Raw genomic sequence first — 11,437 nt, 5'->3', positions numbered from 1 at the left:
GCTTCATCGCCGCAGAACCCACAAAAGCTCTCCGGCCGTCAGGCCGGAAAGGCTGTCGACAGAGTCCTAAGCGCCTACCTGGCGTGCCGGGGCGAGAAGAACCAAGAAGTCCACAGGAGGACACCAGTGGCGAAGGCGAAGTTCGAGCGGACTAAGCCGCACGTCAACATCGGCACCATTGGTCACATCGACCACGGTAAGACGACGCTGACGGCGGCCATCACCAAGGTCCTGCACGACCAGTTCCCGGACCTGAACCCGTACACCCCGTTCGACGAGATCGACAAGGCGCCGGAGGAGAAGGCCCGCGGCATCACGATCTCCATCGCGCACGTCGAGTACCAGACCGAGGCGCGGCACTACGCGCACGTCGACTGCCCCGGGCACGCCGACTACATCAAGAACATGATCACCGGTGCCGCGCAGATGGACGGCGCGATCCTGGTGGTGGCGGCGACCGACGGCCCGATGCCGCAGACCCGCGAGCACGTGCTGCTGGCCCGTCAGGTCGGTGTGCCGTACATCGTCGTGGCGCTCAACAAGAGCGACATGGTCGACGACGCCGAGCTCCTGGAGCTCGTCGAGCTCGAGGTCCGCGAGCTGCTCTCCTCGCAGGAGTACCCGGGCGACGACCTGCCGGTCGTGCAGGTCTCCGCGCTGAAGGCGCTCGAGGGCGACCCGGTGTGGACCGAGAAGCTGCTCGAGCTGATGAACGCGGTCGACACCGCGATCCCGCAGCCGGAGCGCGAGACCGAGAAGCCGTTCCTCATGCCTGTCGAGGACGTCTTCACGATCACCGGTCGTGGCACCGTCGTCACCGGTCGTGTCGAGCGTGGCGTGCTGCTCCCGAACGAGGACGTCGAGGTCGTCGGCATCCGCGAGAAGGGCTTCAAGACCAAGGTCACCGCGATCGAGATGTTCCGGAAGACCCTGGACGACGCGCGCGCGGGTGAGAACGTCGGTCTCCTGCTGCGTGGCACCAAGCGCGAGGACGTCGAGCGCGGCATGGTCGTCATCAAGCCGGGCACCACGACCCCGCACACGGAGTTCGAGGCGACGGTCTACATCCTCTCCAAGGAGGAGGGCGGCCGGCACACCCCGTTCTTCCAGAACTACCGCCCGCAGTTCTACTTCCGCACCACGGACGTCACCGGCGTCGTCACGCTGCCCGAGGGCACCGAGATGGTCATGCCGGGCGACAACACCACGATGAGCGTCAAGCTCATCCAGCCCATCGCGATGGAGGAAAACCTCAAGTTCGCGATCCGGGAGGGTGGCCGTACGGTCGGCGCGGGTCGGGTCACCAAGATCGTCAAGTGAACTGGGTAACCCCGATTAGCGTCGCCGCCGGTCGTGCGGCATACTAGTCAGGTTGCGTAACGGCAGTTCCTCGCCCGTGTCCGGCATCCGCTGGACCTCCGGGTCGTTGAACAGTCGCGCGTAGGGTGGTTGGCCTGCCACTGTGCGGCCAACCACCCTCGCACGGCGTCCGGGTCGCGGTGAACGCGATCGGCGCCATTGACCCACCGCATGGCCAGCAGAGCTCCGGGGTCCCGGGGCGGAGCCTGGTCCTAGGGCGCGACACGCCCGACCGCGGGGGTCGGCGGAAGTGGGCCTGCACCAGCCGGTGCAGGCGCCCGCAACACAGCGGCATCGAGAGAAGGAACAGAAGCCACCATGGCGGGACAGAAGATCCGCATCCGGCTCAAGGCCTATGACCACGAGGTCGTCGACTCCTCGGCTCGGAAGATCGTCGAGACGGTGACGCGTACCGGGGCGCAGGTCGCTGGCCCGGTGCCGCTGCCCACGGAGATCAACCGTTTCTGCGTTATCCGCTCGCCGCACAAGTACAAGGACTCGCGCGAGCACTTCGAGATGCGTACGCACAAGCGGCTGATCGACATCATCGACCCGACCCCGAAGACGGTCGACTCGCTCATGCGCCTCGACCTGCCGGCTGGCGTCGACATCGAGATCAAGCTGTAGGGACCGGACAAATGGACAGGCAAGTCAAGGGGATCCTGGGCGCCAAGCTCGGCATGACCCAGGTCTGGGACAACAACAAGGTTGTGCCCGTGACCGTGGTGCAGGCCGGCCCGTGCGTCGTCAGCCAGGTTCGTAGCGCCGAGAAGGACGGTTACTCCGCGGTCCAGCTCGCGTACGGCACCATCGACCCGCGCAAGGTCAAGAAGCCGGTCAGCGGGCACTACGCGAAGGCGGACGTGGCGCCGCGCCGGCACATCGTCGAGCTGCGCACCAAGGACGCCGCGGACTACTCGCTGGGCCAGGAGGTCACGGTCGAGCAGTTCCCGGTGGGCGTCACCATCGACGTCACCGGCAAGACCAAGGGCAAGGGCTACGCCGGCCCGATGAAGCGGCACGGCTTCCACGGTCTGCGCGCCAGCCACGGTGTCGAGCGCAAGCACCGTTCGCCGGGCTCGATCGGCGCCTGCGCCACCCCGGGTCGCGTCTTCAAGGGCACCCGGATGGCGGGTCGGATGGGTGGCGTGCGCTACACCGTCCAGAACCTGACCGTCCAGGCGGTCGACACCGAGAACAACCTCCTGCTCGTCCGCGGCGCCATCCCCGGCCCGAAGGGCGCGCTGGTCCTGGTCCGCACCGCGGCCAAGGTCAAGGCGAAGAAGGGCGGTGCGGCCAAGTGACCACCGTTGACGTGCTCAACGTCGAAGGCACGAAGAGCGGCGCCGTCGAGCTGCCGTCCGACGTCTTCGACGTCCAGGCCAACATCGCGCTGATGCACCAGGTCGTGGTGGCCCAGCTCGCGGCCGCCCGGCAGGGCACGCACAAGACCAAGACCCGCGGCGAGGTCGCCGGTGGCGGCAAGAAGCCGTACAAGCAGAAGGGCACCGGTCGGGCCCGCCAGGGTTCGATCCGCGCGCCGCAGTTCGCCGGCGGTGGCGTGGTCCACGGCCCGGTGCCGCGCGACTACAGCCAGCGGACCCCGAAGAAGATGAAGGCCGCCGCCCTGCGTGGCGCCCTCTCCGACCGGGCCCGCGCCGGCCAGGTGCACGTCGTCGAGGCGTTCGTCTCGGGCGAGAAGCCGTCGACCAAGGCCGCCCTGGCCACGCTGGCCAAGCTGACCGAGGCGCGCCGCGTCCTGGTCGTGCTGAGCAGCACCGACGAGCTGAACTGGGTGTCGCTGCGCAACGAGCCGCGGGTGCACCTGATCGAGGCCGGCCAGCTCAACACGTACGACGTGCTGGTGGCCGACGACGTGGTCTTCACCAAGGACGCCCTGGACGAGTTCCTGGGTGTCCCGGCCGAGACCACCGAGGAGGGTGACAAGTGAGCACGATCGCCGATCCGCGTGACGTCATCATCGCGCCGGTCGTCTCGGAGAAGAGCTACAGCGAGCTGAACCGGAACTGGTACACCTTCCTGGTGCACCCGGACGCCAACAAGACCGAGATCAAGATCGCTATCCAGCAGATCTTCAACGTCCGCGTCCTGACGGTCAACACGCTCAACCGCGAGGGCAAGCGCAAGCGCACCAAGACCGGCTTCGGTCAGCGCAAGGCCACCAAGCGGGCGATCGTGAAGCTGGCTGACGGTGACCGTATCGAGGCCTTCGGCGGCCCGGTCAGCTGAGGGGTGTAGACAATGGCTATCCGTAAGTACAAGCCGACGACGCCGGGCCGGCGTGGCTCGAGCGTCGCCGACTTCGCCGAGATCACCCGGTCGACGCCCGAGAAGTCGCTGCTGGTTCCGCTGCCGAAGAAGGGCGGGCGTAACGCCCACGGCCGGATCACCGCGCGGCACCACGGTGGCGGCCACAAGCGCCAGTACCGTCTGATCGACTTCAAGCGGGTCGACAAGGACGGCGTCCCGGCGAAGGTCGCGCACATCGAGTACGACCCGAACCGCACCGCGCGCATCGCGCTGCTGCACTACGCCGACGGCGAGAAGCGGTACATCATCGCGCCGAAGGACCTGAAGCAGGGCGACGCGGTCGAGTCCGGTCCGGGCGCCGACATCAAGCCCGGCAACAACCTGCCGCTGCGCAACATCCCGGTCGGTACGACGATCCACAACGTGGAGCTTCGTCCGGGTGGCGGTGCCAAGCTGGCCCGCTCGGCCGGCGTCGGCATCCAGCTGCTCGGCCGGGAGGGCGCGTACGCGACCCTGCGTATGCCGTCCGGCGAGATCCGGCGGGTCGACGTGCGCTGCCGCGCCAGCGTCGGCGAGATCGGCAACGCCGACCAGTCGAACATCAACTGGGGCAAGGCCGGCCGGATGCGGTGGAAGGGCAAGCGCCCGACCGTCCGTGGTGTCGCCATGAACCCGGTCGACCACCCGCACGGTGGTGGTGAGGGCAAGACCTCCGGTGGTCGCCACCCGGTCAACCCGCAGGGTAAGCCCGAGGGCCGCACCCGTCGTAAGGGCCAGCCGAGCGACCGGCTGATCGTCCGCCGCCGCTACGCCACGCGTAAGCGCGGCTGAGGGAGATAAGACATGCCTCGCAGCCTGAAGAAGGGCCCGTTCGTCGACGACCACCTGCTCAAGAAGGTGGAGACGCAGAACGACAAGGGCTCGAAGAACGTCATCAAGACCTGGTCGCGGCGCTCGACGATCATCCCCGAGATGCTCGGCCACACGATCGCCGTGCACGACGGACGCAAGCACGTCCCGGTGTTCGTCACCGAGGCGATGGTCGGGCACAAGCTCGGCGAGTTCGCGCTGACCCGCACCTTCAAGGGTCACGAGAAGGACGACCGGAAGAGCCGCCGGCGCTGAGCCGCGGGCATACGGATAGAGGAACAAGGGGTTACAGCGATGCCAGGAAAGGGCGACGCTCCGGTGCTTCCGGGCGCGCGGGCGGTTGCGCGGCACGTGCGCATCTCGCCGATGAAGGCGCGCCGGGTGGTCAACCTCGTCCGCGGCCTGCCCGCGAAGGAGGCGCTCACGGTGCTGCAGTTCGCGCCGCAGGCTGCGAGCGAGCAGGTATACAAGGTGCTCGCTAGCGCGATCGCCAACGCGGAGAACAACGAGCGGCTGGACCCCGACGCGCTGCTCGTCAGCGAGGCGTTCGTCGACGAGGGCCCGACCATGAAGCGGTTCCGGCCGCGGGCGCAGGGCCGGGCGTACCGGATCCGCAAGCGCACCTGCCACATCACCGTGGCGGTCGAGGCGGTCGCGCCGGCCGCGCCGAAGAAGTCCGCGGCGAAGAAGGCCGCCCCGGCGCAGCAGCCTGCGGCCGCTGAGACGGAGAGCAAGACGGAGGGCGCCGAGTAATGGGTCAGAAGGTTCACCCCACTGGGTTCCGGCTCGGCATCTCGACCGACTGGAAGTCCCGCTGGTTCGCGGACAAGCTCTACAAGGACTACATCGGCGAGGACGTCAAGATCCGCCGGATGATGTCCAAGGGGCTCGAGCGCGCCGGCATCTCCAAGGTCGACATCGAGCGCACCCGGGACCGGGTCCGCGTCGACATCCACACCGCCCGGCCGGGCATCGTCATCGGCCGTAAGGGTGCGGAGGCCGACCGGATCCGCGGCGAGCTGGAGAAGCTCACCGGCAAGCAGGTGCAGCTGAACATCATCGAGGTGAAGAACCCCGAGTCGGACGCGCAGCTGGTCGCCCAGGGCGTCGCCGAGCAGCTCTCCAGCCGGGTCAGCTTCCGTCGGGCGATGCGCAAGGCGATGCAGTCGGCGATGAAGAACCCGGTCTGCAAGGGCATCCGGGTGCAGGTCTCGGGTCGCCTCGGCGGCGCCGAGATGAGCCGGACCGAGTTCTACCGCGAGGGCCGGGTTCCGCTGCACACGCTGCGGGCCAACATCGAGTACGGCTTCTTCGAGGCCCGTACCACCTTCGGCCGGATCGGCGTGAAGGTCTGGATCTACAAGGGTGACGCGGTGCCGGGTCGGGAGGCTCCGGCCGAGGCTCCGTCGCGCCCGCGCCGTGAGCGCGGCGACCGCCCCGAGCGGCCGCGCCGTGGTCGGTCCGGTTCGTCCGGCACGACCGCCGGTGGCACCGAGGCCGGCCGGGCTGCCGCGACCACGATCGCGCAGCAGGCCGAGACGCCGAGTGGCGAGCCGGTGGACGCGTCCGCCGTCGCCGCCGCGGCAGAAACGCAGCAGGAGGGCTGACAGATGCTGATGCCGCGCAAGCCCCCGAAGGGCTTCCGCAAGCCGCACCACCCGGACCGCCACGGTGCGTCCAAGGGTGGCAACCGCGTGGTGTTCGGCGAGTTCGGGATCCAGGCTCTCGAGCCGGCGTACGTGACGAACCGGCAGATCGAGTCGGCGCGTATCGCGATGACCCGTCACATCAAGCGTGGCGGTAAGGTCTGGATCTCGATCTTCCCGGACCAGGCCCTGACGAAGAAGCCGGCCGAGACCCGGATGGGTTCCGGCAAGGGCTCGCCCGAGTGGTGGGTCGCCAACGTCAAGCCGGGGCGGATCCTGTTCGAGATGTCCTTCCCCAACGAGCAGATCGCGCGAGAGGCGATGCGTCGCGCGATCCACAAGCTCCCGATGAAGTGCCGCATTGTTACGCGCGAAGTGGGTGAATCCTGATGGCAGCGGGCGTTAAGGCCTCCGAGCTGCGTGAGCTCTCCGAGGAGGAGCTGGTCACGAAGCTGCGTGAGGCCAAGGCGGAGCTGTTCAACCTCCGCGTGCAGGCCGCAACCGGGCAGCTGGACAACAACCGGCGGCTGCAGGTCATCCGTCGGGAGATCGCCCGGATCTACACGATCATGCGTGAGCGCGAGCTGGGTCTCTCGGTCGCGCCGACTGAGGTGACTGCATCATGAGCGAGACCGAGAACACCACCGTCGACGCACGGGCCCGCCGGAAGGTGCGTGAGGGCCTGGTGGTCAGCGACAAGATGGACAAGACCGTCGTGGTCGAGGTCGAGGACCGGGTCAAGCACGCGCTGTACGGCAAGATCATGCGCCGTACCCGCAAGCTGAAGGTGCACGACGAGCAGAACGCCGCCGGCATCGGCGACCGGGTCCTGATCATGGAGACCCGGCCGCTGTCCGCCACCAAGCGTTGGCGGATCGTGGAGATCCAGGAAAAGGCCAAGTAGCGAAGGCTCGAGCTCGCCCGGCGTCAGTCGGGCGCAGGTTCCGCCAGGCTCCGGCCGCGGCAGGCGGCCGGAGAACCGGCAGACATAGGAGATAGACGTGATTCAGCAGGAGTCGCGACTGCGCGTCGCCGACAACACGGGTGCCCGGGAGATCCTGTGCATCCGGGTGCTCGGTGGCTCCGGTCGGCGCTACGCGAGCATCGGCGACGTCATCGTGGCCACGGTCAAGGACGCGATCCCGGGTGCCGGTGTGAAGAAGGGCGACGTCGTCAAGGCCGTCGTCGTCCGCACCGCCAAGGAGAAGCGGCGGCCGGACGGCTCGTACATCCGCTTCGACGAGAACGCCGCCGTCATCATCAAGGACGGTGGGGACCCGCGCGGTACCCGTATCTTCGGCCCGGTGGGTCGGGAGCTGCGGGACAAGCGGTTCATGAAGATCATTTCCCTCGCGCCGGAGGTGTTGTGACCGTGAAGGTCAAGAAGGGCGACACGGTCGTCGTCATCGCCGGCAAGGACAAGGGTGCCAAGGGCAAGGTCATCGCGGCCTACCCGCGGCAGGACAAGGTCCTGGTCGAGGGCGTGAACCGGGTCAAGAAGCACACCCGCATCAGCACCACCCAGCGTGGCGCCAAGACCGGCGGCATCGTCACCCAGGAGGCACCGATCCACGTCTCCAACGTGATGGTCGTGGACTCCGACGGTAACCCGACCCGCGTCGGGTACCGGATCGACGACAACGGCCAGAAGGTCCGCATCGCGCGTAGCACCGGTAAGGACCTGTGATGACCACGGCTACCGAAACCAAGACCATGCCGCGCCTCAAGGAGCGGTACCGCAACGAGATCGTGGCCAAGCTGCAGGAGCAGCACAACTTCGGCAACCCCATGCAGGTGCCGCGGTTGGTCAAGATCGTCGTGAACATGGGTGTCGGCGAGGCCGCCCGGGACGCCAAGCTGATCGACGGCGCCGTGCGGGACCTGGCCACCATCACCGGCCAGAAGCCGCAGGTGCGGCGGGCGACCAAGTCCATCGCGCAGTTCAAGCTCCGCGAGGGCATGCCGATCGGCGCGAAGGTCACCCTCCGCGGCGACCGGATGTGGGAGTTCCTGGACCGCCTGCTCTCCATCGCGCTGCCGCGTATCCGCGACTTCCGCGGGCTGGACGGGCGCAAGCTCGACGGGCACGGCAACTACACGTTCGGCCTGACCGAGCAGTCGGTGTTCCACGAGATCGACCAGGACAAGATCGATCGCCAGCGGGGCATGGACATCACGGTGGTCACGACCGCCACGACCGACGACGAGGGCCGGGCGCTGCTCAAGCTCCTGGGCTTCCCGTTCAAGGAGAACTGAGATGGCCAAGAAGGCGCTGATCCTCAAGGCGGCCGCGAAGCCGAAGTTCTCGGTTCGCGCGTACACCCGCTGCCAGCGGTGCGGGCGTCCCAAGGCGGTCTACCGCAAGTTCGGTCTCTGCCGGGTCTGCATCCGGGAGATGGCCCACCGCGGTGAGCTGCCGGGCGTGTCCAAGGCTTCCTGGTAAGGGCGACCGCGCCCCGGCTGCCGGCCGGGGCCCCCTTGCACCGATCATGTATTGCTCTTCGCCGTAGGCCCGGGGCTGACCGCCCCGGGAACCCCGGCGAGAAAGGCTGACGAAATCCATGACGATGACCGACCCGATCGCAGACATGCTCACGCGTCTGCGTAACGCCAACCAGGCGTACCACGACCGGGTGACGATGCCCTACTCCAAGATCAAGGCGAACATCGCCGAGGTCCTGATGTCCGAGGGCTACATCGCCACCTGGTCGGTCGAGGAGCCCGAGGAGGGCGCCGTCGGCAAGCGACTGGTCGTCGAGCTGAAGTACGGCCAGAACCGCGAGCGGAGCCTGGCCGGCATCAAGCGCGTGTCCAAGCCCGGTCTCCGGGTGTACGCCAAGTCGGACGGGCTCCCGCGGGTGCTCGGCGGGCTGGGCGTGGCGATCATTTCGACGTCCCAGGGGCTGCTCACCGACCGGCAGGCCCGCAAGCGGAGCGTTGGCGGGGAAGTCCTCGCCTTCGTCTGGTAACGGGAGACAGGTAGAAATGTCGCGTATTGGACGTAAGTCGATCCCGGTGCCTGCCGGCGTCGACATCACGATCGACGGCCAGGCCGTCAAGGTCAAGGGCCCGAAGGGCGAGCTCGTGCACGTGCTCGCCGAGCCGATCACCGCGGAGCGGGCCGAGGACGGTCAGCTTCAGGTCAACCGGCCGAACGACGAGCGCAAGGCCAAGGAACTGCACGGCCTGAGCCGGACCCTGATCGCCAACATGATCGTCGGCGTGACCGAGGGCCACCGCAAGAGCCTGGAGATCGCCGGCACCGGTTACCGGGTCACGGCCAAGGGCAAGGACCTGGAGTTCGCGCTCGGGTTCTCGCACCCGGTGCTGGTCCCCGCGCCGGACGGCATCACCTTCACGGTGGAGAAGCCGACCGTCTTCCACGTGGCCGGCATCGACAAGCAGCTCGTCGGTGAGGTCGCCGCCAACATCCGGAAGATCCGCCCGCCGGAGCCCTACAAGGGCAAGGGCGTGAAGTACCAGGGCGAGGTCATCCGCCGCAAGGCCGGAAAGGCAGGTAAGAAGTGAGCGCCACGCTGCTCAAGCGTCGCCGCGGCGTCGCCGCCAAGCGCGCCGTCGGCCGTGCGCGTCGACACTTCCGGGTCCGCAAGAACGTCAGCGGCACCCCCGAGCGTCCCCGCCTGGTCGTCACTCGGTCGCTGCGTCACATCGTCGCGCAGGTCGTCGACGACACCAAGGGCCACACCCTGGCGTCGGCCTCGACCCTCGACGCGTCGGTGCGCGGCACCGAGGGCGACAAGAGCGCCCTGGCCGGCAAGGTCGGCGCTCTGCTTGCCGAGCGGGCCAAGGCCGCCGGCGTCTCGAAGGTCGTCTTCGACCGCGGTGGCAACCGGTACGCGGGGCGGGTCGCCGCGCTTGCCGACGCCGCCCGCGAAGCCGGGCTCGAGTTCTAGAAACCCCGTCACGAGAGATAAGGAAGGCTGCTGATGCCAGGTCAACAGCGCCGTGGCGGCGGGTCCGGTGGCAACGAGGGTGGTCGCCGCGACAACCGCCGTGAGGGCGGCCGCGGAAACGCGCCCGTCGAGAAGACCCCGCACATCGAGCGGGTCGTCGCGATCAACCGCGTCGCCAAGGTCGTGAAGGGTGGTCGTCGCTTCAGCTTCACCGCCCTGGTGATCGTGGGCGACGGCGACGGCACCGTCGGCGTGGGCTACGGAAAGGCCAAGGAGGTGCCCGCGGCGATCGCCAAGGGCGTCGAGGAGGCCAAGAAGCACTTCTTCAAGGTGCCGCGGATCGCTTCCTCGATCCCGCACCCGGTGACGGGTGAGGCCGCCGCCGGTGTGGTGCTGCTCAAGCCGGCCTCCGCCGGTACGGGCGTCATCGCCGGTGGCCCGGTGCGTGCCGTGCTGGAGTGCGCGGGCATCCACGACGTGCTCTCCAAGAGCCTCGGCTCGTCCAACCCGATCAACATCGTGCACGCCACGGTGGCGGCGCTGAAGGGGCTGGAGTCCCCGGAGGCCGTCGCGGCCCGTCGTGGCCTGCCGGTCGAGGACGTCGCGCCGGCCGCGATGCTCGCGTCGCGGGCGGGGGTGGCGTCCTGATGGCTCGCCTGAAGGTCACCCAGCTCCGGTCCGAGATCGGTGCCAAGCGCAACCAGCGTGAGTCGCTGCGTTCGCTCGGCCTGAAGCGGATCAACGACGTGGTGGTCAAGGAGGACCGTCCCGAGATCCGGGGCATGATCTTCGCGGTCAACCACCTCGTGAAGGTCGAGGAGGTCGAGTAATGACGATCAAGGTCCACCACCTGCGCCCGGCGCCCGGTGCCAAGACCGCGAAGACCCGCGTGGGTCGCGGTGAGGGCTCCAAGGGCAAGACCGCCGGCCGCGGTACCAAGGGTTCCAAGGCCCGCAAGAACATCTCGGCGGCGTTCGAGGGTGGGCAGATGCCCATCCACATGCGCCTGCCGAAGGTGAAGGGCTTCAAGAACAAGTTCAAGGTGGTCTTCCAGGTGGTCAACCTGGACAAGCTCGCCGAGCTGTTCCCGAACGGCGGTCAGGTCGGCCCGCAGGAGCTGGTCGAGGCCGGCGCGGTCCGCAAGGGTCACCCGGTCAAGGTGCTCGGCACCGGCGACCTGAACGGCGTGTCTCTCCAGGTGTCGGCGCAGGCGTTCAGCGCGTCGGCCAAGGAGAAGATCACCGCCGCCGGTGGCTCGGTCACCGAGCTGTAAGGCAGTGTCTGTGGCGCCCGCTCAGTTCTTCGTGACTGAGCGGGCGCCTCGGTCTACCCCGGGCGTCTCCACCGGGTAATATCGGATTCGATTTATGTAGCCGG

22 protein-coding genes are annotated in these 11,437 nt (G+C 68.1%); all 22 read left to right on the top strand.

The annotated features are described in order from the left end of the window. Nucleotides 1–126: 126 nt before the first annotated feature. Nucleotides 127–1,320 (top strand): elongation factor Tu, encoded by a 1,194-nt coding sequence (tuf, locus tag LPA42_RS24565; RefSeq protein WP_043965499.1) that lies wholly within the window; start codon nt 127–129, stop codon nt 1,318–1,320. Between the two features lie 357 nt (nt 1,321–1,677). Continuing rightward, nucleotides 1,678–1,986, top strand: coding sequence for a 30S ribosomal protein S10 (gene rpsJ, locus LPA42_RS24560; protein WP_007073037.1), 309 nt, complete (start codon nt 1,678–1,680; stop codon nt 1,984–1,986). Nucleotides 1,987–1,997: 11 nt separating this feature from the next. After that, nucleotides 1,998–2,663: a 50S ribosomal protein L3 gene (gene rplC, locus LPA42_RS24555; RefSeq protein WP_043965509.1), complete on the top strand. Its 666-nt coding sequence runs from the start codon at nt 1,998–2,000 to the stop codon at nt 2,661–2,663. Next, nucleotides 2,660–3,310: a 50S ribosomal protein L4 gene (rplD, locus tag LPA42_RS24550; RefSeq protein WP_077938298.1), complete on the top strand. Its 651-nt coding sequence runs from the start codon at nt 2,660–2,662 to the stop codon at nt 3,308–3,310. Before rplC ends, rplD begins: the two co-directional genes overlap by 4 nt. Next, nucleotides 3,307–3,609: a 50S ribosomal protein L23 gene (gene rplW / locus LPA42_RS24545; RefSeq protein ID WP_007073034.1), complete on the top strand. Its 303-nt coding sequence runs from the start codon at nt 3,307–3,309 to the stop codon at nt 3,607–3,609. The genes rplD and rplW overlap by 4 nt, the downstream gene beginning before the upstream one ends. A 12-nt stretch (nt 3,610–3,621) precedes the next feature. Next, the gene (gene rplB / locus LPA42_RS24540) at nt 3,622–4,461 is read left to right on the top strand and encodes a 50S ribosomal protein L2 (RefSeq protein WP_043965513.1); all 840 of its coding nucleotides are present in this window, start codon (nt 3,622–3,624) and stop codon (nt 4,459–4,461) included. Nucleotides 4,462–4,473: 12 nt separating this feature from the next. Further along, entirely contained in the window at nt 4,474–4,755 is a 282-nt protein-coding gene (gene rpsS, locus LPA42_RS24535; protein ID WP_007073032.1) for a 30S ribosomal protein S19, read from the top strand. Nucleotides 4,756–4,794: 39 nt separating this feature from the next. Next, nucleotides 4,795–5,253, top strand: a complete 459-nt coding sequence (gene rplV, locus LPA42_RS24530; protein ID WP_043965515.1) for a 50S ribosomal protein L22 — start codon at nt 4,795–4,797, stop codon at nt 5,251–5,253. After that, the gene (gene rpsC, locus LPA42_RS24525; protein WP_043965517.1) at nt 5,253–6,107 is read left to right on the top strand and encodes a 30S ribosomal protein S3; all 855 of its coding nucleotides are present in this window, start codon (nt 5,253–5,255) and stop codon (nt 6,105–6,107) included. The genes rplV and rpsC overlap by 1 nt, the downstream gene beginning before the upstream one ends. Before the next feature lie 3 nt (nt 6,108–6,110). Next, entirely contained in the window at nt 6,111–6,536 is a 426-nt protein-coding gene (gene rplP, locus LPA42_RS24520; RefSeq protein ID WP_043965519.1) for a 50S ribosomal protein L16, read from the top strand. Continuing rightward, entirely contained in the window at nt 6,536–6,772 is a 237-nt protein-coding gene (rpmC, locus tag LPA42_RS24515) for a 50S ribosomal protein L29 (RefSeq protein ID WP_074472523.1), read from the top strand. The genes rplP and rpmC overlap by 1 nt, the downstream gene beginning before the upstream one ends. Continuing rightward, nucleotides 6,769–7,050, top strand: coding sequence for a 30S ribosomal protein S17 (gene rpsQ, locus LPA42_RS24510; protein WP_074472524.1), 282 nt, complete (start codon nt 6,769–6,771; stop codon nt 7,048–7,050). The genes rpmC and rpsQ overlap by 4 nt, the downstream gene beginning before the upstream one ends. A gap of 97 nt (nt 7,051–7,147) precedes the next feature. Next, nucleotides 7,148–7,516: a 50S ribosomal protein L14 gene (rplN, locus tag LPA42_RS24505; RefSeq protein WP_007073026.1), complete on the top strand. Its 369-nt coding sequence runs from the start codon at nt 7,148–7,150 to the stop codon at nt 7,514–7,516. Beyond that, the gene (gene rplX / locus LPA42_RS24500) at nt 7,513–7,833 is read left to right on the top strand and encodes a 50S ribosomal protein L24 (RefSeq protein WP_007073025.1); all 321 of its coding nucleotides are present in this window, start codon (nt 7,513–7,515) and stop codon (nt 7,831–7,833) included. Before rplN ends, rplX begins: the two co-directional genes overlap by 4 nt. Continuing rightward, nucleotides 7,833–8,402: a 50S ribosomal protein L5 gene (gene rplE, locus LPA42_RS24495; protein WP_043965524.1), complete on the top strand. Its 570-nt coding sequence runs from the start codon at nt 7,833–7,835 to the stop codon at nt 8,400–8,402. The genes rplX and rplE overlap by 1 nt, the downstream gene beginning before the upstream one ends. Nucleotide 8,403: 1 nt before the next feature. After that, a complete protein-coding gene (locus tag LPA42_RS24490; RefSeq protein WP_007073023.1) occupies nt 8,404–8,589 on the top strand; it encodes a type Z 30S ribosomal protein S14 in 186 nt (61 codons plus the stop codon). A 118-nt stretch (nt 8,590–8,707) separates the two neighbouring features. Beyond that, nucleotides 8,708–9,115: a 30S ribosomal protein S8 gene (rpsH, locus tag LPA42_RS24485; protein WP_043965527.1), complete on the top strand. Its 408-nt coding sequence runs from the start codon at nt 8,708–8,710 to the stop codon at nt 9,113–9,115. 16 nt (nt 9,116–9,131) lie between these two features. Next, a complete protein-coding gene (rplF, locus tag LPA42_RS24480; RefSeq protein WP_077938299.1) occupies nt 9,132–9,674 on the top strand; it encodes a 50S ribosomal protein L6 in 543 nt (180 codons plus the stop codon). Nucleotides 9,675–9,682: 8 nt separating this feature from the next. Further along, nucleotides 9,683–10,060, top strand: coding sequence for a 50S ribosomal protein L18 (gene rplR / locus LPA42_RS24475; protein ID WP_176734116.1), 378 nt, complete (start codon nt 9,683–9,685; stop codon nt 10,058–10,060). A gap of 33 nt (nt 10,061–10,093) precedes the next feature. Further along, nucleotides 10,094–10,708, top strand: a complete 615-nt coding sequence (gene rpsE / locus LPA42_RS24470) for a 30S ribosomal protein S5 (RefSeq protein ID WP_077938300.1) — start codon at nt 10,094–10,096, stop codon at nt 10,706–10,708. Then, nucleotides 10,708–10,890, top strand: coding sequence for a 50S ribosomal protein L30 (rpmD, locus tag LPA42_RS24465; protein WP_043965530.1), 183 nt, complete (start codon nt 10,708–10,710; stop codon nt 10,888–10,890). Before rpsE ends, rpmD begins: the two co-directional genes overlap by 1 nt. Further along, on the top strand, nt 10,890–11,333 hold the full coding sequence (gene rplO, locus LPA42_RS24460) for a 50S ribosomal protein L15 (RefSeq protein WP_043965531.1): 444 nt from the start codon (nt 10,890–10,892) through the stop codon (nt 11,331–11,333). The genes rpmD and rplO overlap by 1 nt, the downstream gene beginning before the upstream one ends. The last annotated feature ends 104 nt before the right edge of the window (nt 11,334–11,437 follow it).

Source organism: Micromonospora sp. DH13 (genome assembly GCF_020873825.1).
Lineage (GTDB): Bacteria > Actinomycetota > Actinomycetes > Mycobacteriales > Micromonosporaceae > Micromonospora > Micromonospora haikouensis.
This window is presented reverse-complemented; position numbering and strand designations above follow the sequence as displayed.

Bases quoted from the DNA above. Each gene is read 5' to 3' on its own strand.
- rpsE (WP_077938300.1), top strand. From the start codon at position 10,094: ATGCCAGGTCAACAGCGCCGTGGCGGCGGGTCCGGTGGCAACGAGGGT.
- rpsS (WP_007073032.1), top strand. From the start codon at position 4,474: ATGCCTCGCAGCCTGAAGAAGGGCCCGTTCGTCGACGACCACCTGCTC.
- rpsQ (WP_074472524.1), top strand. From the start codon at position 6,769: ATGAGCGAGACCGAGAACACCACCGTCGACGCACGGGCCCGCCGGAAG.
- LPA42_RS24490 (WP_007073023.1), top strand. From the start codon at position 8,404: ATGGCCAAGAAGGCGCTGATCCTCAAGGCGGCCGCGAAGCCGAAGTTC.
- rplV (WP_043965515.1), top strand. From the start codon at position 4,795: ATGCCAGGAAAGGGCGACGCTCCGGTGCTTCCGGGCGCGCGGGCGGTT.
- rpsJ (WP_007073037.1), top strand. From the start codon at position 1,678: ATGGCGGGACAGAAGATCCGCATCCGGCTCAAGGCCTATGACCACGAG.
- rpmD (WP_043965530.1), top strand. From the start codon at position 10,708: ATGGCTCGCCTGAAGGTCACCCAGCTCCGGTCCGAGATCGGTGCCAAG.
- rpsH (WP_043965527.1), top strand. From the start codon at position 8,708: ATGACGATGACCGACCCGATCGCAGACATGCTCACGCGTCTGCGTAAC.
- rplC (WP_043965509.1), top strand. From the start codon at position 1,998: ATGGACAGGCAAGTCAAGGGGATCCTGGGCGCCAAGCTCGGCATGACC.
- rpsC (WP_043965517.1), top strand. From the start codon at position 5,253: ATGGGTCAGAAGGTTCACCCCACTGGGTTCCGGCTCGGCATCTCGACC.
- rplF (WP_077938299.1), top strand. From the start codon at position 9,132: ATGTCGCGTATTGGACGTAAGTCGATCCCGGTGCCTGCCGGCGTCGAC.
- rplE (WP_043965524.1), top strand. From the start codon at position 7,833: ATGACCACGGCTACCGAAACCAAGACCATGCCGCGCCTCAAGGAGCGG.
- rplP (WP_043965519.1), top strand. From the start codon at position 6,111: ATGCTGATGCCGCGCAAGCCCCCGAAGGGCTTCCGCAAGCCGCACCAC.
- rplO (WP_043965531.1), top strand. From the start codon at position 10,890: ATGACGATCAAGGTCCACCACCTGCGCCCGGCGCCCGGTGCCAAGACC.
- rpmC (WP_074472523.1), top strand. From the start codon at position 6,536: ATGGCAGCGGGCGTTAAGGCCTCCGAGCTGCGTGAGCTCTCCGAGGAG.
- rplB (WP_043965513.1), top strand. From the start codon at position 3,622: ATGGCTATCCGTAAGTACAAGCCGACGACGCCGGGCCGGCGTGGCTCG.